General features: G+C 38.4%; 12 protein-coding genes and 2 pseudogenes. 11 read left to right on the forward strand and 3 right to left on the reverse strand.

The window, feature by feature from the left end; translation table 11 throughout:
- Window positions 1-12: 12 nt before the first annotated feature.
- The 7 genes from folB to ACB088_RS04160 all read left to right on the forward strand — a co-directional run bounded on the left by folB (window position 13) and on the right by ACB088_RS04160 (window position 8,843).
- On the forward strand, window positions 13-393 hold the full coding sequence (gene folB, locus ACB088_RS04130) for a dihydroneopterin aldolase (protein WP_004643300.1): 381 nt from the start codon (window positions 13-15) through the stop codon (window positions 391-393).
- Window positions 350-787, forward strand: coding sequence for a 2-amino-4-hydroxy-6-hydroxymethyldihydropteridine diphosphokinase (locus tag ACB088_RS04135; protein ID WP_375038086.1), 438 nt, complete (start codon window positions 350-352; stop codon window positions 785-787). Before folB ends, ACB088_RS04135 begins: the two co-directional genes overlap by 44 nt.
- Before the next feature lie 258 nt (window positions 788-1,045).
- Window positions 1,046-2,755 (forward strand): potassium-transporting ATPase subunit KdpA, encoded by a 1,710-nt coding sequence (kdpA, locus tag ACB088_RS04140; RefSeq protein WP_375038087.1) that lies wholly within the window; start codon window positions 1,046-1,048, stop codon window positions 2,753-2,755.
- An 8-nt stretch (window positions 2,756-2,763) separates the two neighbouring features.
- Window positions 2,764-4,803 (forward strand): potassium-transporting ATPase subunit KdpB, encoded by a 2,040-nt coding sequence (kdpB, locus tag ACB088_RS04145; protein WP_375038088.1) that lies wholly within the window; start codon window positions 2,764-2,766, stop codon window positions 4,801-4,803.
- A 13-nt stretch (window positions 4,804-4,816) separates the two neighbouring features.
- Window positions 4,817-5,422: a potassium-transporting ATPase subunit KdpC gene (gene kdpC, locus ACB088_RS04150; RefSeq protein WP_375038089.1), complete on the forward strand. Its 606-nt coding sequence runs from the start codon at window positions 4,817-4,819 to the stop codon at window positions 5,420-5,422.
- Between the two features lie 38 nt (window positions 5,423-5,460).
- On the forward strand, window positions 5,461-8,115 hold the full coding sequence (locus ACB088_RS04155) for an ATP-binding protein (RefSeq protein ID WP_375038090.1): 2,655 nt from the start codon (window positions 5,461-5,463) through the stop codon (window positions 8,113-8,115).
- A gap of 11 nt (window positions 8,116-8,126) precedes the next feature.
- Window positions 8,127-8,843, forward strand: coding sequence for a response regulator (locus ACB088_RS04160; RefSeq protein ID WP_375038091.1), 717 nt, complete (start codon window positions 8,127-8,129; stop codon window positions 8,841-8,843).
- A gap of 100 nt (window positions 8,844-8,943) precedes the next feature.
- Here the strand turns inward: ACB088_RS04160 and ACB088_RS04165 are convergent, their stop codons facing one another.
- Window positions 8,944-10,368, reverse strand: coding sequence for a glutamine synthetase family protein (locus ACB088_RS04165; protein ID WP_375038092.1), 1,425 nt, complete (start codon window positions 10,366-10,368; stop codon window positions 8,944-8,946).
- A 404-nt stretch (window positions 10,369-10,772) separates the two neighbouring features.
- Between ACB088_RS04165 and ACB088_RS04170 the strand changes: the two genes are divergently transcribed.
- Entirely contained in the window at window positions 10,773-11,321 is a 549-nt protein-coding gene (locus tag ACB088_RS04170; protein ID WP_080027388.1) for a DUF2799 domain-containing protein, read from the forward strand.
- 45 nt (window positions 11,322-11,366) lie between these two features.
- Here ACB088_RS04170 and coq7 read toward each other — a convergent pair whose 3' ends face one another.
- Both coq7 and ACB088_RS04180 read right to left on the reverse strand, forming a co-directional pair.
- A complete protein-coding gene (gene coq7 / locus ACB088_RS04175; protein ID WP_133746892.1) occupies window positions 11,367-12,002 on the reverse strand; it encodes a 2-polyprenyl-3-methyl-6-methoxy-1,4-benzoquinone monooxygenase in 636 nt (211 codons plus the stop codon).
- A gap of 3 nt (window positions 12,003-12,005) precedes the next feature.
- The gene (locus ACB088_RS04180) at window positions 12,006-13,328 is read right to left on the reverse strand and encodes an MFS transporter (RefSeq protein ID WP_375038093.1); all 1,323 of its coding nucleotides are present in this window, start codon (window positions 13,326-13,328) and stop codon (window positions 12,006-12,008) included.
- Between the two features lie 166 nt (window positions 13,329-13,494).
- Between ACB088_RS04180 and ACB088_RS04185 the strand changes: the two are divergent.
- The 3 genes and pseudogenes from ACB088_RS04185 to ACB088_RS04195 form a co-directional block, all read left to right on the forward strand.
- Window positions 13,495-15,076 (forward strand): annotated as a pseudogene (locus tag ACB088_RS04185) (POTRA domain-containing protein); the annotation flags it as partial.
- Window positions 15,077-15,165: 89 nt separating this feature from the next.
- A pseudogene (locus ACB088_RS04190) lies at window positions 15,166-16,227 on the forward strand (autotransporter assembly complex family protein); the annotation flags it as partial.
- A gap of 26 nt (window positions 16,228-16,253) precedes the next feature.
- Window positions 16,254-20,759 carry a translocation/assembly module TamB domain-containing protein gene (locus tag ACB088_RS04195; RefSeq protein WP_375038094.1) on the forward strand — a complete coding sequence of 1,502 codons (4,506 nt, stop codon included), beginning with the start codon at window positions 16,254-16,256 and terminating at the stop codon, window positions 20,757-20,759.
- Window positions 20,760-20,957: the final 198 nt, after the last annotated feature.

A 20,957-nucleotide genomic window follows, 5' to 3' on the forward strand; every position in this document is an offset into this window, starting at 1 on the left:
CAGTTTAAATTTATGGATGCCATTATTATTGAAGGCTTGAAAGTTGAAACGGTCATTGGCTGTTTTAACTGGGAAAGACAAATCATTCAACCTTTAATGTTGGATTTAACCATCCATAATGATTTGAGCCGAGCTGCACAGTCTGACAAACTTGAAGATACACTCAATTATGCACAGATTTGTGAGTTATCGGCTCAAACTATTCAACAAGCCAAGCCCGAATTAATCGAACATGCAGCACATCTAGTTTTGGAATGTTTGTTCGAAACTTTCCCAACGATTGAAAAAATTACCATTACCATCCGTAAGCCCGCCATCATTGCAGAAGCTAATGCTGTAGGAATTCGTCTTGAACGCACCAGAAATAATTTTTGCGCTCGCTCTAGCGAGTAATTTAGACGCAGAACAACACTTTACTTTTGCTTATATGCAATTGGCAACATTGGGGAAAGTGCAGTTTTCATCGGTTTATCAAATTCCATGCCGAGATGGCATTGGAGATGATTACTGGAATTCAGCATGTCTATTAAAAAGTTCTTTAAATCCTTCAGAAATCGAAGCTTTCTTAAAAAAACTTGAATCAGACACAGGGCGTATTCGTCCATCACATCATATTTCTTTAGATGTAGATTTGATTGCATGGGGAACTGATCTCGACCATATGCAATTTAATTCTAAAAAATTACCTTTGGCACTAGACGTAAAAATTCCTTTATATGAATTATGGAATTGTGAAACCCTAAAGTCTAAAGCAGTACTTTATCCGGTAGTCAATTTTAAAGTTTAACGTCTTTTACTCTATATTTTACGCAAATTTTACGCGGGCTTTGAGTTCCTCAATAGAGAATTTACGAGCATTTTACCGATACTGAAATTCACTAAATTAGTGTTATTTCAGGACAATAAAGATGCTTATAAATTCTCAAATGCGCATCTTGCATCAGTCTGGCATTGTCTTATGCGGACTTAAAAAAAATGATATTTCTTTATTTCTCCTTATTTCCAGTTTGGCAAGTCAAGCCATGGGATTTAGAGGAGAATAGCCATGTTAGAACTTATACTTGTTTTATTTATTGCTATTTTTCTAGCATGGTGTCTCAGTAAATATCTATCCAAAGTGATGGCAAATCAGCCGATGTGGGGTGATGGATTATTTCGTTGGATTGAAAATCCTGTTTACCGCTTGTTAGGTGTATCTCCACAACAACAAATGAACTGGAAACAATATTCTCTAGCATTTGTTGTTAGCTGTATTTTTCTTGCAGTGGCTATTCTTGCTATTTTTATGACGCAAGCATGGCTACCATTAAACCCAAATCATGCACCAAATATGAGTTGGGATTTAGCGCTACACACTGTTATTTCATTTTTAACAAACACCAACCAACAGCATTATTCTGGTCAGGCTCAGTTATCTTATTTGTCGCAAATGACAGGTATTGTGGGCCTGCAAGTCATTACACCCATGATGGGGTTGGCTTTGGTTGTCGCGACCTTAAGAGCTTTCTTTTATCAGCGCCCAAGCCATATTGCAGCCGATGTTGCCGAGCAACCAGATCAAATTTTAATTGGTAACTATTGGGCAGATGTAATTCGCCCTACAGTACGCTTTTTGCTTCCACTCTGTTTTGTCTGGTCATTATTGCTCAATAGCCAAGGTGTCCCAGCAACTTTTCAAGGCGGGCCAGAAGTACAGCTTATTGATAAAGCCAACACTGTAGAAACTCAAAAAATTCCTTTAGGGCCAGTCGCACCGATGGTGGCTATTAAGCAATTGGGTAGTAACGGTGGTGGATGGTACGGTCCAAATAGTTCTGTGCCTTTAGAAAACCCAACACCACTTTCTAATTTGCTAGAAATGATTGCGATTTTACTCATTCCACTTACCGTGATTTTTATGGTGGGGCATTTTACCCAGCGTAAAAAGTTTGCTTACTTTGTCTTTGGTAGCATGCTTTTTATGTCGGTTATTTCAGGTGCAGCTGCTGTCTGGTCTGAGAGTATGTCATCTACAGCATCTCAACTTGCCGTAATGGAAGGTAAAGAGCAACGATTTGGACCAGCCGCATCAGCGGTTTGGGCAGCTGTCACAACTCAAGTGAATAATGGTTCGGTCAATATGATGCATGATTCTTCTGCGCCGCTTACCGGTCTGGTTGAACTCATTAATATGCTGATTAATGCCATTTGGGGCGGCGTAGGCTGTGGTCTGCAACAGTTTATGATTTATCTATTACTTGCAGTATTTATTGCTGGTTTAATGACAGGTCGTACCCCTGAGTTGTTTGGGCGCAAGATTGAAGCCGCAGAAATTAAGTTACTCGCGATTATTATCTTGATTCAACCTCTCATTATTCTTGCCTTTACTGCATTAACCCTCAGCATTCCTAGTCTATCAGGCATCAGCAATCCGGGACCTCATGGCATTAGCCAAGTATTTTATGAATATGTCTCCGCATTTGCCAACAACGGCTCAGGTTTTGAAGGCCTTGGAGATAACACCGTATGGTGGAACGTCACTTGTAGTATCGCTCTTCTTTTAGGACGTTTCCCGACATTAATTTTACCATTAATGATTGCTACGCGATTAGCTGCAAAAAGGAAAGCGCCTGAAACAGCAGGTAGCCTCCAAGTTGAAACTCCAACTTTTGCCTTAACGCTGATCACGATTGTGGTGTTGCTTACCTTATTACAATTTATGCCAGTTCTTGTCCTTGGGCCAATTGCCGATCAACTTTTGTTGGTTAAAGGCTAAGGAGGCGAGTGAAAATGAATACACAAACTCATGTAAATAGCCATAAAAAAACCATGACGGTACCAAATTTTGAAGTTTGGAAAAATGCATTTGTGAAATTGCTACCACAACATGCAATTAAAAATCCTGTGATGGCAATTGTATGGCTTGGGACAGTGGTTACTGGAATCAGTACCATTTTGGGTTACACCACACTGTTATTTGGTTTGGCAGTAACAGCTATCCTGTTCATTACCATTTTATTTGCCAACTATGCCGAAGCTGTTGCAGAGGCTAGAGGTCGTGGTCAGGCATCTTCATTGCGTGCAGCAAGAGAAAACTTAACCGCTCGAAGACTCAATTCTTTGACCGATCGTCAAGCGACTCAAGTTGCAGCAACTGAACTTCACTTAAATGATTTTATTGAAGTCTATGCAGGTGAACTTGTTCCAGCCGATGGTGAAATTGTAGAAGGTTTTGCCACTATTAATGAATCAGCTGTTACAGGTGAATCGGCACCCGTATTACGTGAAGCTGGAACTGACCGTTCAGGTGTTATTGGCGGGACCAAAGTACTTACAGATCGTATTATCGTTCAGGTTACTGCTGAGTCTGGCCAAAGTTTCTTGGACCGTATGATTGCTTTGGTTGAAGGTTCAAATCGTCAAAAAACACCGAACGAGATTGCACTTGGCTTCTTGTTAATGGTGATGACACTCACGTTTTTAATTGTCGTGATTAGCCTACCATTTATTGCTAACTATTTGCATGTTGAACTTGATCCAGTGGTGCTCGTGGCGTTATTGGTCTGCCTAATTCCAACAACTATTGGTGGTTTATTACCTGCGATTGGGATTGCGGGTATGAACCGTGCACTTAAGGCTAATGTCTTAGCAAAATCAGGTAAAGCCGTAGAAGTTGCTGGTGATATTGATGTGCTTTTACTCGATAAAACAGGAACTATTACCTATGGCGATCGTCAAGCGACCTCTTTTTATCCTTTAACTTCGGTAACGGAGTCGGAATTGAGAGCTGCTGCTTGGGTAAGTTCGCTTGCAGACCCAACACCAGAAGGAAAATCGATTGTTAAATTAGCAAAAGAACAAGGGCTAAAACAGCAAGAACCTGAGCAGGCTGAATTTATCTCTTTTAGTGCCTCAACCCGAATTTCTGGTGTGAATTTCCCTAATGGTGATCAAATTCGTAAAGGTGCTTTAGATGCAATATTGAAGTTTGTCGATGAAGATTATTCTCAAGATTTAGAGTTAAAAGCGCGTGTTGAACAAGTTGCCAAAAAAGGTGCAACCCCATTGGTAGTGGCAAATCAGCACCATGTATTGGGTGTAATTGAACTCTCAGATGTGATTAAACACGGCATTAAAGAACGCTTTGCTCGTTTAAGAGAAATGGGCATCAAAACTGTAATGGTCACAGGTGATAACCCGTTAACTGCTGCTGCGATTGCTGCTGAAGCTGGGGTAGATGACTATATTGCCGAAGCAAAACCTGAAGACAAGTTGGCTTGTATTCGTACTGAACAACAACAAGGTCGTTTAGTTGCGATGGTCGGTGATGGAACCAACGATGCACCTGCATTAGCGCAAGCCGATATTGGTTTAGCCATGAATTCTGGTACGCAAGCTGCGAAAGAAGCAGGCAATATGGTCGATTTAGACTCAGACCCAACTAAACTACTGGCTGTGGTTGAAATTGGGAAACAGCAGTTGATTACTCGTGGTGCTTTAACAACGTTTTCTTTAGCAAATGATGTGTCGAAATACTTTGCAATTTTGCCTGCATTATTCGCTGCAGCGATTCCGCAAATGCAGGTTTTAAATGTTATGCATCTGGCGAGCCCAAGTAGTGCGATTTTATCAGCATTAATTTTTAACGCGATTATTATCCCGCTATTAATTCCAATTGCTCTTCGAGGTGTGAAATTTAAACCTTCAACTGCAACTCAATTATTACGTCGAAATATGTTGATTTATGGTGTGGGTGGTGTGGTTCTACCATTTATTGCCATTAAAGCGATCGATGTGGTTATTGTTCAATTATTTGGTTTGTAATCTGGAGTTTGAAATGAAAACTTATGTACAAAATTCAGAAGCAAATTTGGGTCAGACCTTAAGAGCATCTTTAGGATTATTAATTTTTACTCTAGTAGGGTGCGGTGCTGTTTACAGTGCTATAGCTACTGGTGCTGGGCAGGTTTTATTCAACGATCAGGCCAATGGTAGTTTGATCGAAATAGATCAGAAAGTTGTTGGGTCAACTTTAGTGGCTCAGCCATTTGTCGGGAATGAATATTTTCATCCACGCCCTTCGGCAGCAAATTATGACCCCATGGCAATGGCGGGTACAAACTTAGCTCGTACTAATCCTGAGTTACAAAAGCAAATCGACGCTCAGATACTCGCGGTGAAAAAGCAAGATCATACAGGCAATACACCTATTCCAAGTGATTTGGTGACTAAATCTGGTAGTGGTATCGATCCGCATATCAGTCCCGAAGCGGCTCAGTTACAAGTTGCCCGAGTGGCTCAAGCTCGTCATTTAGATACTAAAGTTGTGGAAGGGCTACTGCAAAAGCATATTGAACCGATGCAATTTGGTGTATTGGGGCAAGCTCGTGTTAATGTATTAGAGCTCAATATCGCTTTAGATCAATTACAATCTACACATTAACCTAAAAATAAAGTTGTTAGTTTACCGGATGATATCAAGTGCAAAGCAATCGCGAAAATCAGGCTGAGGCCTTATTAAATCATGTCAACAGATATCAAGCCGGTCGACTAACGGTCTTTCTCGGTGCGGCGCCTGGTGTTGGAAAAACCTATTCCATGCTTGCTCGTGCTAAAGAGTTATTTCAACAGGGTACAGATGTTGTTGTTGGTATTGTTGAAACCCATGGAAGAATAGAAACTCTAAAAATTTTGGAAGGCTTACCTCAGATTGCTAGAAAGGAAATGCAATATCAGGGGCATAGTTTAGAAGAAATGGACTTGGATGCTATTTTACTTAGGGATCCCGAAATCGTTTTAGTTGATGAGTTGGCTCATCGAAACATACCAAATAGTCGTCATGAACGACGTTGGCAAGATGTTAATGAGTTGCTAGATGCAGGTATTGACGTATTCACCACCATGAATATTCAGCATTTAGAAAGCCTAAATGATGTGGTGTACCAGATTACTGGCATTAGGGTAAGTGAAACTGTACCAGATAGAGTGTTTGATCGTATTCGAGACATTCGTTTAATTGATTTACCCGTCAGTGAACTCATTGAAAGGCTCCATCAAGGAAAAGTGTATGTGCCCGATCAAGCAAATCTGGCATTACAAGGCTTTTTTAGCATTTCAAATTTAACTGCACTACGTGAACTAGCAATGCAATGCGTTGCTGAGCATGTCGATTCAGATTTAAAAGAGAGTTATGCCTCTAAAGGTTTGAAATCTATATCGTTGCAAAACGAATTAATGATTGCGATAGATGGGCAAGGTTCTTCTGAATATTTAGTACGGGCAGGTTGTCGTTTAGCAGAACGTTATGGGGCTGCGTGGACTGTAGTGAATGTTGCTAAAAGTTTGGACTTTGGGCAGAGTTCAGAAAGTTCATATAAAAAACAATATATCGAGATCGACCGTGCATTTGAACTGGCTCGACAACTCGGTGGTCGCACAGAAGTAATATATGGCCATCAGGTTGCCTCAGTTTTAATGGATGCTGCGGTGGATCGGGGAATTTCAAATCTTGTTATCGGTAAAAGTATTTCGCCGTGGTGGTTAAAGCTATTTAAGAAAAATTTAGCTCAACAATTATTGAATCAAGAAAACTCAATTGCTTTAACCATTTTGCATCCAGAACAGGGCACCAAAAAGACAACTCAGCTTGAAAAGCCATCATTTTTATCACTAAAAGAAAGTATTTTTGTTTTAGTTGTTACGTGTGCCAGTATTTTTATAGCGCACTTTGCTGAAGTATTATTTGGTATTGAAGACTTTTCTGTCATTTTTATTATTTCAGTTTTAATTGTTGCAACTAAAACCAGAATGCTCGTTGCTGTCGTGGCAGCTTTAATCTGTTTCTTGGCTTACAATTTTTTCTTTATTGCACCACGTTTTACCTTGCAGATTTCAGCACATCAAGGTGTGGTTACCGTCGTTGCTTTTTTTGCAGCAGCTTTAATCGCTGGACGCTTGGCTTCTCAATTACGTCAGCAGGTTTTGTCTTTAAAAGCTGCGAATGCCTACACTACGGTGATGCAAGACTTGGCACGTAAGCTCTCTCGTGCAGTGAACCTTGAAGAAGTCATGCAAACAGGACGTATGACCTTAGAAACACAACTTCAAACTAAAGTATGGATTTCTATTCAAGATAGAGTGATTTCATCTGACATAGAGCTAAATGACAAAGAAAAAGTGGCAGCAGATTGGTGTTTGAAGCATCAACAACCATGTGGGCGTTTTACCGATACGCTTAGTCAGTCAAACTGGTGGTTTTTACCACTTTTAGAACAAAAAAATAGCCTAGGGATTGTAGGAATTTACTTTAAAGATGAAGTTGTTTCTTTAAATTTTGAGCAAAAAAAACTGACTGAAAGTGTAATTGAATATATTGCGCAGGCAGCACTTCGAACCCAACTGGTCAATGAACTTGAACAAGCAAAAGTAACCAGTGAAACAGAGCGCTTACGTTCTGCTTTATTATCGTCGGTATCGCATGATTTACGTTCACCACTTGCTTCTATTATTGGAGCGGCAGACACGCTTGCTCATTTTAAAGCAGATATGTCAGAGCAAGACCAGCAAGATTTACTCGAAACCATTCATTTAGAAGGTGAGCGCTTAGATCGTTATATTCAAAATTTGCTTGATATGACACGTTTGGGGCATGAAGGCTTATCTTTAAAAAGAGACTGGATTGGTGTAGATGAATTAATTGGTTCGGCAACCCGCCGTTTGAAGCGTTATAAACCAGATACTCAAGTGTTGGTCGAATTACCTGAACAAACCATTAGTTTATATGTTCATCCAGCACTGGTAGAGCAAGCTATTTTTAATGTTTTAGAAAATGCTGCAAACTTTTCACCTCCAGATGAACCAGTCATGATTCGGGCTTCTCTTTTGTTTGAAGATGAAGTGAAAATAGAAATTGAAGATAGAGGAGCGGGAATTCCTGAAGATGAAAGAAACCGCATTTTCGATATGTTTTATACTATGGAACGTGGAGACCGTGGAAAATTCGGTACAGGTTTAGGACTGACAATTGTGAAAGCGATTATTGGTGCTCATATGGGTACAATAGAAGCATTTTCAGGTCGCCAAAATAAAGGTACTTTAATTCAAATCAAACTACCCATTCATCCAGTAAAAGAATAAGTTGTAAAGTCATGATAAGTTCAGAAACATCACCTGTAGAAACACGTATTGTGATTATTGATGATGAGCCGCAAATCCGTAAATTTTTAGACATTGCTTTAAGAACACAAAAATACAAAACCACTCTTTGTGAGACTGGTTACAAAGGTTTGGAAACTTTGGCAACACAAGGTGCTGATTTAGTTATTTTAGATTTGGGTTTGCCAGATTTAGACGGAAAGGAAGTGCTTCAAGAGTTACGTAGTTGGTCGAATGTTCCTGTGATTGTGTTATCTGTACGCGCAGATGAATATGAAAAAGTTGCCTTGCTAGATGCGGGTGCAAATGACTACATGACCAAGCCTTTTAGTGTGCAAGAGTTATTAGCGCGCATACGAGTCATTTTAAGAAACCAACCCATTCAGCAAGAAGCTCATGTTTATGATGATGGCTACCTTAAAGTTGATGTCATGCAACGTTTAGTATGGATCGAGCAACAGCCAATTACTTTAACTCGAAAAGAGTTTCAACTGTTGACGCTGTTAATGCGCTATCAAGGGCAGCTTTTAACACAACCTCAACTGTTAAAAGAACTATGGGGGCCAACCCATCAGGAAGATACTCATTATTTACGTATTTTAGTGGGCAAGTTGCGCGGTAAACTTGGAGATAATGCAATTCATCCACGTTATATTGCAACTGAACCAGGTGTTGGATTGCGTTTTTTAGCTAAACAAAATAATTATTAGGTTTATATTAATTAAATATAAAAAAAACCTTAGGGAATTTCTCCCTAAGGGTTCGCTAAATACAGTGTTTCTTTATTTTTATGTCATAGTATTTTTTTAGTTATATATCCCAATGTCGTTCTGCTTCGGTCATTTGACTATAAATATTTTGATATTCAGCCTGTTTAACTGTGTACCAATGCTCTACAAAGTCAGCTCCCAAATATCCTTTTAAAATAAGACTCCCTTTAAATATTTTTAATGCTTCTGGCTGATTGTTGGCTAATAAAATGTGCTCATTAGGAAATTTTAAAAGATGTGCAGGTTTTGGTAGCGGTAACTTATGAGATAAGCCGTAAGACACACCGGCTAAAATCGTAGCTGTAACCAGATAGGGGTTACAGTCGGCTCCAGCAACCCGATATTCTAAGCGTTGATTTTTTAAATCTGAACATGGAATACGGATTGCGACATTACGATTATTGGTACCCCAATTTGCTTCTAATGGCACATGGTGACCAATTTTAAAACGTCTATAAGAATTAATATTGGGCGCTAAAATCGCCATAGATGCAGGCATTAATTCAATTAGGCCACTAATCGCGCTGAGTAATTTGGCCGAAAGCTCATCTTCTTCTACTTCTGAACTAAATACATTTTCATGGTATTGATTGAGGATGCTCATATGAAAATGCATGCCACTACCAGCCTTTGCCAAGTTCGGTTTCGCCATGAAACAGGCAGTTAAGTCATGTTTTCTTGCGACTTGTTTTACAATTCTTTTTAAAGCATTAATTTGATCGCACAGCTTTAAAATATCATGAGTGTGTTGAAGGTTTAGTTCGTACTGTCCAGGTGATGACTCTGCAACAATAGCGGTAATTTCAATAGACTGTAGTAGGGCAGCTTTTTCAACTTCTTCTAAGACTTGTTGATAGTTATTTGGTGCATCTATGTCAAAACATTGGTTTTCCAAACATGTTTCAGTGTGATGGTTGGGTGAGAAAAGATAAAACTCCAACTCAGCAGCCATAATTGGAAAATAATTGTCGGCGTGTAACTGATTTAATAATTTTTTTAATATATTGCGTGGTTCATATCGACAATCTGAGCCATGTTCTTCTTGCATGGATAGGTAAAGCTGAGCATTCAATTCAGGGGATAAGGCACTTGGTTGCAAGCTGCCTAAAATGGGCAGGCAAAGTCTGTCTGGTTCACCAATATATTTTCCTAGGCCTGTCTCTTCAATCACTTTTCCATCAAGACTCATTGCATAAACAGAAAGTGGAAAATAACATCCGTTGGAGAGATTTCTCAAACTTTTAACATCAATTCGTTTGCCACGAATATGTCCGTTTAAATCATGTAGGCAAATATCAATATGCTGAGTATGAGGATATGAGTTTAAATATTCATCGACTTCTTTCAAAAATAAATCTGGTTGGAAAGTATCGGCTTGTGTTGGTGGAGTAAAATCGTCTGATATTTTAAAAGCCTTAAGCTGAGAGTCTTGTAAGTTTAAGTTTGGATAAATATGCGTACTCATTATAAAAACCTTGGTGGTTATTTAGCTAAAATCCTACCGCAAGCTGTGAGGTTAATAGCATAAAAAAAGAGTAAAATGATTAAAGAATGATTTTTGGAATATTTAGATTTTTTGTATGAATAATCAATTATTTGAGTCTCATTTTTATAATTAAAAATTTAAGTAAAATTAGCGTATAAGGGAGGCTAAGAGTTAGCAAATTTCTTCGAATTTTATTTTTAAATTAAACAATGTTAGGAATTATGACCTTTCAATTTGGTGAGATGGTCAAACTGATTTAAACTTAAAAGCTTATCCAGTGAGTCGCTTATTTTTGAAGTCTTGAATAGAGCAAGGCCTTTTAGGGTATTTACTGGAATTTTATTTTTGCGTTTTTTTAAATTTATTTTTTGAGTTCTCTTAATATGAAAAATATCGGTTTAGCCATTCTAGCCATCAGCCTTTCAGGTTGTGCTGCAATGAGCGTAGAAGAATGTAAGACTGCGAATTGGTCATTAGTGGGTGAGAAAGATGGTTCAAAAGGTTCGTCGCCACGTTTAGATCAATATTACAAAGCATGTGGAAAAGCCAATATTGTTCCAGATCAAAAGTCATATGAACGTGGGTATAAAGAAGGCCTAGGGTATTATTGCCAGCCAACAAATATTTTTTATAACGCTTTAGAGGGTAGTGGCAATATCAATGTATGCCCAGTTGAGCAGCGTAATCGTTTAAGACCTTATTATCAGGCAGCTTCCGATTACTACAATGCAAAAAATGAATATGACCGTTATGATGAAAAGTTTAAGCAATATTCTGATAATGCTTACAACGAAAAATTAAAGCCAGAAGAGCGTGAACGTTATCGTAAGCTTTTAAAAGAATTACAAATTGATCGTGACCGTATTAATCGAAACTATTGGAACTCAATTCGCGATATCGAACGTTTCAAATATGATCATGGCTTAAAATAATATTTGAAAAGGATTGATCTGATAGAGATCAATCCTTTGTTTTTTTTAAAGGTAATAACTGGTTTTTGTCATGAGCTTTGAAATAGCAGTCATCGTAATTTTTACCGCATAAGGTAATTCAACACCACCTGCTTCAAGTGCAGTGTGACGGTGATGTAATTCATCTTCATTCATTTGCTCTAAAATTTTGCGAGAGCGATCATCTTGAGCTGGTAGCTGTTGTAAATGATCTTGTAAATGAAGGCTGACTTGACGCTCCGTTTCAGCCACAAAACCTAAGCTATATTTGTCACCCGCAATACCTGCAAGAGCACCCATGCCATATGAAAGCCCATACCATATTGGGTTTAATAAACTGGTATGACTATTTAACTCTTTTAAGCGAACTTCACACCAAGCTAAATGATCTTGTTCTTCAATTGCTGCTTGTTGCATTTCTTGACGTACATTGGGTAATTTTGCAGTTAATGCTTGTCCATGATAAAGAGCTTGTGCGCAGACTTCACCACTATGGTTGACTCGCATTAAACCCGCTACATGGCGAGCATCTTCTACACCTAGTTTTGCTTCAACTGTTTCAGCTGGATTTTGGCGCTGCGCTGCTGTTGCACCCGGAACAAGACTACGTAATGCTTGATCAAAAGAGTTAATAAGTTGATCAATTCCAGTATAGTGGCGCATAAATTAGTCCTCCAAAGAAAGATGTGCTGTGGCAAGCATTGGTTTTAGTCGTGCTAGAAGCCAAATACTAAAGATTGCACTAAGTACAGCTGTAATAATAAAAAGTATTTTAATATCAATTTTTAAAACACTTAAGATTAAGATTGAAAAAATTGCAGAAGAAACCATAAAAATGGCATTTAAAATGTTATTAGCCGCAACAACACGGGCACGATGTGAGCGCGGAGAATAAGCCTGCATCATGGCATAAAGGGGAACAATATAAAAACCGCCGCTAATCCCCAGTAAAGTCACTGCCAACATTACATGATAGTAAACCCAGCCTTGAGTAAATATATCTTTTAGCGTAAGTAATGCACCAGTTCTTTCGGGTACAAAAGCTAAACTGGCAGCAAGATATAATGCAAAAACAGTTAGGCCAATAGCACCAATCGGCACCATTTTTATATTAATTTCTGAACCACCAATTTTACGGCAAAGAAGTGACCCGACACCAATACCGACTGAAAAGAAAGTAAGCAAAAGGCTGACGACATTTTCGGAAGCATGGAGATTTTGTTGGGTGAGCTGTGGAATTTGCGTTAAATAAGTAGCGCCATAAAACCAGTACCATGAGTTACCTAACAAAATAGTGAATACTAAAGGTAAGCTTTTGGCATATTTAATGGTTTGAAAACTCGTACGAATGAAATTCCAGTCAATCTTTAAATCGGGAGCAGCAACTTTTTGAGGTAAAATGAAGCGACTACATAAATAGCCAATGCAAGCAATAATCACAACAGTAAGACTAATCCACAATAAGTTCCCATGTGATGATGCAATTACAGCACCACCTAAAATCATCCCAAATAAAATTGCCATTGAAGTGCCCGATTGAAACAGAGCATTGCCAGACATTAACTCGTGCGGCTTTAAAATTTCAGGCAAAATTGCGTACTTGATGGGTCCAAAGAATGTGGAATGTGTACCCATTAAGAATAAAGCAAGAAGAAGCAACCATAAGTGCCCCAATAAAAAACCAGCAGAACCAATGAGCATAATAATAATTTCTAAAATTTTTATGCCACGAACAAGTTGTGAACGCTCATATTTATCTGCAATTTGTCCAGCAGTGGCCGAAAAAAAGAAATAGGGCAAAATAAACAAGAGAGCCGCTAAATTATTGAGGGTACTTACTGGGGCAGATTGTTGCTGAATCAAACCATAGGTAATCACTAATAATAAAGCTTGCTTAAAAATGTTATCATTTAATGCGCCAAAAAACTGGGTAAAAAACATCGGTACGAACCGACGTGATGTCATCAGGTGCTCATCTTGTTTCATCATGTGCAAACTTCATTGTGTTTTATAAAAAAATGTGACCGAGTGTTAATTTGCATCGAAAACCATGTATGATATTTTTAACGCTTGATTAAATGAAAAATCAATGGTTTTGAGTGAGTTTTACACTTACCTTGGTGCGTTTTATTAAAAAATAAGTCTAGAGTTTTCTATGCCTTCTAAAATTAAGTTTAAACAGTCAACTCTCACTCATTCTATGCATTTAATTTTAAAAATGCAGGGGATTCCTAAACTTATTTGTAGCAGCTTGTTGTTAACAGTTTGTGTAACGCCAAGCTTTGCTCAAACTTCTGTCGCAGCTAGTTCGTCAACTGCAAGTGCAACTGTGTCTGATACTTCAGCAGAACAATTAGCATCAGTGGATCAGCAAAATACTGCTCCAATTATAGATATTGCTACACTTGTTACCCAAGCTCAGCAACAACAAGATAGCTTGGCTATATTGCAACAACAAGAACAATTTCCAAATCAAATTGACGAATTTAAGCCAATTACACTGGATAATCTCGAAGATTTACCAGATATGCCTGTTGACCAAAACATGGCAAATGAAATTTATAGGGTAGCGGAAGAAGCTAAAAATGAAGCGCAGAGTTTTCAAAATGGCACTAAGAAGCTACCTGAAGTAACGGTAAGTGATGCAACGCAGTCTGAAGTACAGGAAATTAAACAAGCACCTGTAAATATTGACCAGCTTATGCAAGAGATTCAATCTGATAGCAAGATTGTAGTCGAAGCCAATGAAACTGGAAAAACCTTACCAGAGTTAACGCCAGAGACCGATGAACCACCTGAACAAGCTGGTTTCTTTAAGCGTATTTTAAATAAAGTGCGTCCGCCACGTGTAATTCCAATGGAACAAGTACCACGTATTAGTGCAGAAGTAAGTGGTGCTTCAGATGTGCTGGCTAAAAACATTAAAGGTAAGTTATCGACATTTACTCAAGAGTCATTTGAGGATTTCAATGCTGCTTTACCTCAACTTAGAACATTAAGTAATCAAGCAGCACAGGCAGTTGGTTATTATAATGCTGAGTTCCGCTTTGAAAAATTAAGTTCGAGTCGGGTTCGTGTAAATGTTACGCCTAATGAACCAGTACGAATTAATGAGCAAAATATTGAATTTACTGGTGCGGGTGAAAAGCAACCACAGTTTCAGGTTATTCGTTTAGTTCCTGATCAGGATGTGGGTGACATTTTTAACCATGGTTTATATGAAACCACTAAAAGTCGTATTGTTGATGCCGCATCTAATAATGGTTATTTTGATGCTTACTGGCGTTTGCATGATGTGAAAGTGAGTCAGCCAGAAAATAAAGCTGATATTAACTTAAGCTATGAAACAGGTGAGCGTTACAAATTAGATAAGGTTGAGTTTCGTATGAGTGATCCATCGAAACCTTTGCCATTAAATTTGAATATTTTAGAAAGTATGGCGCCGTGGAAAGACGGTGACGATTATGCATTCTGGCGGGTAAATGTGTTAGCAAACAACCTAACAAACTCTCGTTATTTTAATTACACTTTGGTTGACTCTATTAAACCAGATCCAATTGAAAAACCACTTGAGCTACCACCAGATTTACAAGCTTTAGTCGATGAACAAAAGATCGATATTGATGAGTCCAATTTACTTTCCCCTGAAGAAAGACAACTTGCCAAAGCACGTCAATTAGCGACATCTAATAAAGAAGTTACACAAAATGTAGTCGATGAAAAACAGTTTGCTGGAACCCAAAATAACCAAGAGGCTACAGCTAAAACAGCGATGTTGCAAAGTGCTCCGGTTCAGCAAAATAAAAAAGAGACTGAACAAAATCGCCTACAAGCTCAAGCACGTGAAACTAAAAGAATTCCAGTCATTGTGACTTTAAATGCAGATAAGCTGAATAGTTTAGAAACAGGTGTTGGTTACGGCACCGATACAGGGGCACGTTTACGTAGTCAGTATCGCCGTTCTATTGTCAATAAATATGGTCATTCTTTTGATGCCAACTTAGAAGTTTCTGAAATTCGTCAATCTATTGATGGCCGATATAGTATTCCCTATAAACATCCGTTAAATGATTACTTTAACATTGTGGGCGGATATGAGCGTGAAACCCGTGATGATATTGGTCCAGATGTAAGTTTACTTACTGAATCCGCTGTTGTTGGTGGAGAGCGTATCATTAAACGTCCGTTAGGGAACTGGCAACATACTTTTGGTGTCCGCTACCGTTTAGACCGTTTAACCCAACAGGGTAATGTTGATATTTCTGAATTACCAGATGCTTTTAAAACTGCCGCATCAGAGCAAGAAGCATTATTATTTAGTTATGAAACTTCTAAAACTTCTAGTAATACACGTTTGAACCCAACTAAGGCTTTTAAACAAACCTATAAAGTAGAATTAGGTAGCGAGAGTTTACTGTCCGATGCCAATATGGCAATTGCAAGTGCGGGTTGGAGATTTATTTACTCTCTTGGCGAAAATGATGATCATCAATTTGTTGGAAGATCTGACTTAAGCTACATTTTTACCGATGATTTTGACAAAGTTCCGTACAATCTTAGATTCTTTACAGGTGGTGACCAAACCATTCGTGGCTTTGACTATAAGAGTCTTTCCCCAGAAGTAGATGGATATAAAATTGGGGGACAAGCTTTGGCTGTCGGTTCTTTAGAATATAACTATCAGTTTAAGGACGGTTGGCGAGCAGCTGTTTTCTCTGACTTTGGTAATGCCTATGATAAAGACTTTAATAATCCAGCAGCTTATAGCGTTGGGGTTGGAATTCGCTGGAAGTCTCCAATTGGACCAATCCGTTTAGACGTCGCTTCGGGTATTTCAGATGAAAACCATCCGATTCGTTTACATTTCTTTATAGGCCCACAACTTTAAAAATAAAATTTTATTAGGTTTATTTTATGGCGGACGTAGAACAGCAGCCAACTTCGGCACCTAGCTCTCCTAAGAAGCGGCGTATTTTGCGTAGTTTCGTGCTGACGATATTGATCATATTTTTATTATTAGCGTCTTCGTTAGTGATCATGATGTCAACAGATCGCGGAAGTCGTTTTTTATTAGATCGGGTTTTAGACGCTCAGAAAATAATTAAATATGAATACGAAGGCGGGAACTTACTGCGTGGAATTATTCTTAAGAATGTTTTGGTGCAATTAAAGGACGTTGATGTTTCATTAGATAGAGCTGACGTAGGCTTAGGCTGGCGCTCTTTATTATTAGAAAAAGAAGTGCATTTGAGCCATGCAGATGTGCGTAACTTACGTATTATTAATAAAACTCCGCCTTCTGGTAAGGCATTTGAATTTAAGCCTATTAAGTTGCCATTTGTTCTACGTGTTGATGAAGCCGATGTCGATCATTTAGAAATTAAGCTAGCAACCTCAGATGTAAGTTTTCATGATGTTCATCTACAAGATGCACTTTGGTCTGAGACAAAACTGGAATTTGAAAAATCTAGCATGGATATGGGCTATCTTTCAGTCCACAATGCCACAGGAAAAATGGATTTCAGTGGTAAATATCCATTAAATGCGACAGCAGATTTAAGAATCCCATCTTTAAAAAGTTTAAATATTCAAAATATTAAAGTCGTAGCTCGCGGAAGTTTAGATACTTTAAAAGCTGGTGTTGCAACAACAACTCCTGATTTGTTAACAGGTTGGGTGGTATTGCATCCTGTTCGTGATGAAGTTCCAATGCAAGGTCAGTTATTACTCAAAAATTATCATTTACCTTTATTGGTTGAACAAAAATTATTTGCAAAAAATGGTGTGATCAAGTTTCAAGGCGATATTAAACAACTTAATTTAGCAGTTGATACAGATTTAAAGGGTGAGAATTTACCTGAAGGTCAATACAACGCTTTAATGAATACTGACTTAGTTCATCAACTTAATATTACCGATTTTAATGGCCAAGTCATGAAAGGTGTTGTTAACCTTAAAGGTTTGGTGAACTGGAAAGATCATGTTACTTGGGATATCAAAGGCCGTTTAGACCATATTAATCCTAAAGACAAAGCAATTCCTCAGGTCGTTCAAGACTTTTTACCGCCAAGTTTAGATGCTGCTGTTGCTTCAACCGGTTCTTTGGAAAAAGGTACTGAAGTATTTGCTAATGTTGATTTTGACCGTTACGAGTCTTGGAAGCTTAAGTTTAATCAGGCCCCAGAAAAAAATAATAAACCTCAACCGATGCTCATGAATGTAGCTTGGACGAAAATAGACCGTGCAATGCCTTATATCGGATGGTTAAGCAGTGACAGTGGTCAGGTTGATTTAACATTACGTGATGGTCAGCAAGACATTAAAGTTGCTACAAAAGTATATCAGCATGAAAAAACTTTATTGCCAGCAGGGCAATATCTAGCCAATCTAAATGTTAAAGATAATGTTTTAAATGTTCCCAATTTTAGTTTTACTGCTGAAAAAGGTAGTTTAACTGGTCAGGCTAAAGTGTTGCTTCCTACCGAAAAACGTCAGTTGGTTTGGAACGCATTGTTAAATGCAAAAGATTTTAATCCACAAAGTATCCATGCAGCAGCGCCTGTTAATCTTTTAAATGGTTCGATTAAAGCAAATGGTTTTGCTAAACCAAACCAGCAAATCATTCAATTTGAAAAAATTGATTTAACGGGTCGACTGGCTCAAGCAGGTCAAGAAACTGTAAGTTTAGGTGGTAAAAGTACAGCAGCATTATTATTCAATGATGTGAAAGCTGGTGGTGGCTTTAAAGGTTTTGCAGTTAATTATGATGGATCTTTAAAAGCCTTAAAACAGGCAAATGGTTTATTGAAGTTTTCTATAGCCGGTACACCAGATTTTATTCGAATTAACCAGTTACAGCACGATGGCGTCGCTGGAAAAATCTATGCAACAGGTTCTGTAAATTTAAAAGATGGCATTGCATGGGATATTAATAGTTCATTGGTACGCTTTAAACCCCAATATTTTACCTCAACTGTAAAAGGTGAAATTTCAGGGAATCTGAAAACCCAAGGGGTTTGGTCAGACCATTTGAAACGAATTAATATTCAGCAATTGAATCTTGCAGGCTTTATAAATAATAAACCTGTTCGAGGTAAGGGTAATTTATCTTTATTGATGGACTCTAATAAAAAGGGCTTTTTTCCTCAGCAGTTTGAAGCCAATAATTTATTTTTAGTGTATGGGCAGAATCAGCTACAGGCGACAGGTAATGCACAAAATCTAAAAATCAAGCTCAATGCACCTGCACTCTACGAGTTATATCCGGGATTGCGTGGTCGAGCTTATGGCGACCTAAATGTACAATCGCAGCCACGTTTAAAAGCAACAGCAAATATCGCAGTAGATAACTTTGCATTTAATACTTTAGTAAGTGTGAAGAGGTTGAGTATTCAAGGGGAGCTTCCAACATCGGAAACAACACCGACTCAATTAACCGCAAAATTAGATAATTTGCGGAGTGGAAATAGACAAATTCAGTCTGCCGAATTGAATTTAACTGGAACAAGAAAAGCACATCTATTGAAAGTACTCGGCAATAATAGTATTTCCAAGTTCTATGTTCAGTTGGCAGGTGGGTTTAACCAAAATAATGATTGGTTAGGTCAAATTCAAAAAGGAAGTTTTGATTCAAGACGAATCCGTCTGGCACAAAATCAAAATGCTCCAGTGATTTTTTCTTCGGCACGGTCTGAGTTATATGTAGGTCAACACTGCTGGCAAAGTGCTAATAGCCAGCTCTGCTTTGACCAACCGGTACGGGTAAGTAAAGCACGCGGTAATATTTCGTTTGTAACTCAAAACATGGATTTAAGTGACTTCGCGGCATTTATGCCAGAAGGCTTAGCGATGACTGGACAATTAAATGGTTATGCCAAGGCAGCGTGGGTAAATGGAGGAAATCCAAAACTTGATGCCCGTTTAATTACGCGCAAAGGTGAAATTGGTTTAGCTGCGGAAGATCCTCAAGATCCTGCAACCACTCTGGCTTATGATGAACTAAGTGTTATTGCAAAAAGTGTATCAGAAGGTCTATTGTTCCGTGTTGATGTTAAAACACCTGATATTGGTACAGGATATGCGAATGTTATTATCAATCCATTCCAACCATCAATGCCAATGCATGGTGAGGTCGCTTTTAATGATGTTCAATTAAAAGTCTTGAAACCATTTATCCAAGATGTGCGCACACTAAGTGGAACTTTAGCCTTGGCTGGTAAAGTCAACGGTACATTAACTCAACCACAGTTTACTGGTGAAATGCGTCTGAAAAATGGTGCAATCAGTATGATTTCGCTACCAGTTAATTTAACTAATGTTCAGGTTTACTCATCAATTCGTCAGAACATGGCAACAATTGATGGAGCGTTTAATAGTGGTCAAGGTGTGGGGCTTTTAAAAGGTAGTTTTGAATGGAAAGATGCACCGCGTCTTCAATTAAATCTCAAAGGTGATAATTTACTTGTACGTCAGGCGCCACTAATTACTGCAATTGCCAACCCAAACCTTACACTTGATATGTATCCTTTCGATAAGCGTTTAAGCTTAAAAGGGTCAGTAGATGTTCCTCGTGCACGAATTTCAATGCCAGAAACAACAGCACCAGTCATTAATACTTCATCAGATGTCCGCATAGTTCGACAAGGCCAAGACCCGCTTGCAATTTTACGTGCTGCTAAACCTTGGGATATCCGAGCTGATATTACTGTTAATATTGGAAAGCAAGTAATATTCCAAGGCTTTAACAGTAATATTCCGTTAGTTGGTCGTCTAAACTTAAGTCAACGTGGCTACGAGACTGCGATGAGAGCTAACGGGGCAATTGGTGTCAGTCAAAAAGTAAAAATTGAAGCCTATGGACAAAGTCTAGATTTGAACCGAGCGATTGCACGTTTCAATGGCCCATTGGCAAACCCAACATTAGATATAGATGCAAACAAAAATGTTCAGGGTAGTATGGTTGGGGTACGTGTTACAGGTACTGCGACATCGCCAAACATTCAAGTTTATAATGATGCAGGACTATCTGAGCAGGAAGCATTAAATGCGCTCGTCACGGGACGTATTAATGAAGGTTCTAGTGGCTTGAGTAATGCAGAGGGCTTTAAATCTGATGTAAACAACACCATTGCTGCTGCTGGTATCAGTATGGGCTTGGGTGGTACACGTGCTTTAACTAACCAGATTGGACGTACTTTCGGTCTAAGTGGATTAGCTTTAGATGCTCAAGGTACAGGTGATGATACTCAGGTGAGCTTAACTGGCTATATCACACCGGATCTGTTTATTCGTTATGGTGTGGGAGTATTCACTCCAGTCAACAAGCTGACTTTACGTTATCAAATGAACCGCCGTTTATATTTAGAAGCAAGTCAATCTTTAGAAAGAGCAATCGATTTATTCTACAATTGGCGCTTCTAGCAGATGGAAATTAAGCATTAGAAAAGTACGTTAGTACTGTGAATACCTTGATTGGTTTCGATCACTAATAAATAAATTAAAAGCTCACTTCAAGTGGGCTTTTAATTTAATAACACCTTCATAACATTTAAAAAAGTTGAATATTTACTATATAAACCATCGATTCTCTTAAAAGTAAGCCCACCTTGAGTAGATTTC

The sequence above is a fragment of the Acinetobacter sp. RW6 genome, from assembly GCF_041956835.1.
Lineage (GTDB): Bacteria > Pseudomonadota > Gammaproteobacteria > Pseudomonadales > Moraxellaceae > Acinetobacter > Acinetobacter calcoaceticus.

Bases quoted from the DNA above. Each gene is read 5' to 3' on its own strand.
- folB (WP_004643300.1), top strand. From the start codon at position 13: ATGGATGCCATTATTATTGAAGGCTTGAAAGTTGAAACGGTCATTGGC.
- ACB088_RS04195 (WP_375038094.1), top strand. From the start codon at position 16,254: ATGGCGGACGTAGAACAGCAGCCAACTTCGGCACCTAGCTCTCCTAAG.
- ACB088_RS04160 (WP_375038091.1), top strand. From the start codon at position 8,127: ATGATAAGTTCAGAAACATCACCTGTAGAAACACGTATTGTGATTATT.
- coq7 (WP_133746892.1), bottom strand. From the start codon at position 12,002: ATGCGCCACTATACTGGAATTGATCAACTTATTAACTCTTTTGATCAA.
- ACB088_RS04170 (WP_080027388.1), top strand. From the start codon at position 10,773: ATGAAAAATATCGGTTTAGCCATTCTAGCCATCAGCCTTTCAGGTTGT.
- kdpA (WP_375038087.1), top strand. From the start codon at position 1,046: ATGTTAGAACTTATACTTGTTTTATTTATTGCTATTTTTCTAGCATGG.
- ACB088_RS04165 (WP_375038092.1), bottom strand. From the start codon at position 10,368: ATGAGTACGCATATTTATCCAAACTTAAACTTACAAGACTCTCAGCTT.
- ACB088_RS04180 (WP_375038093.1), bottom strand. From the start codon at position 13,328: ATGATGAAACAAGATGAGCACCTGATGACATCACGTCGGTTCGTACCG.
- kdpC (WP_375038089.1), top strand. From the start codon at position 4,817: ATGAAAACTTATGTACAAAATTCAGAAGCAAATTTGGGTCAGACCTTA.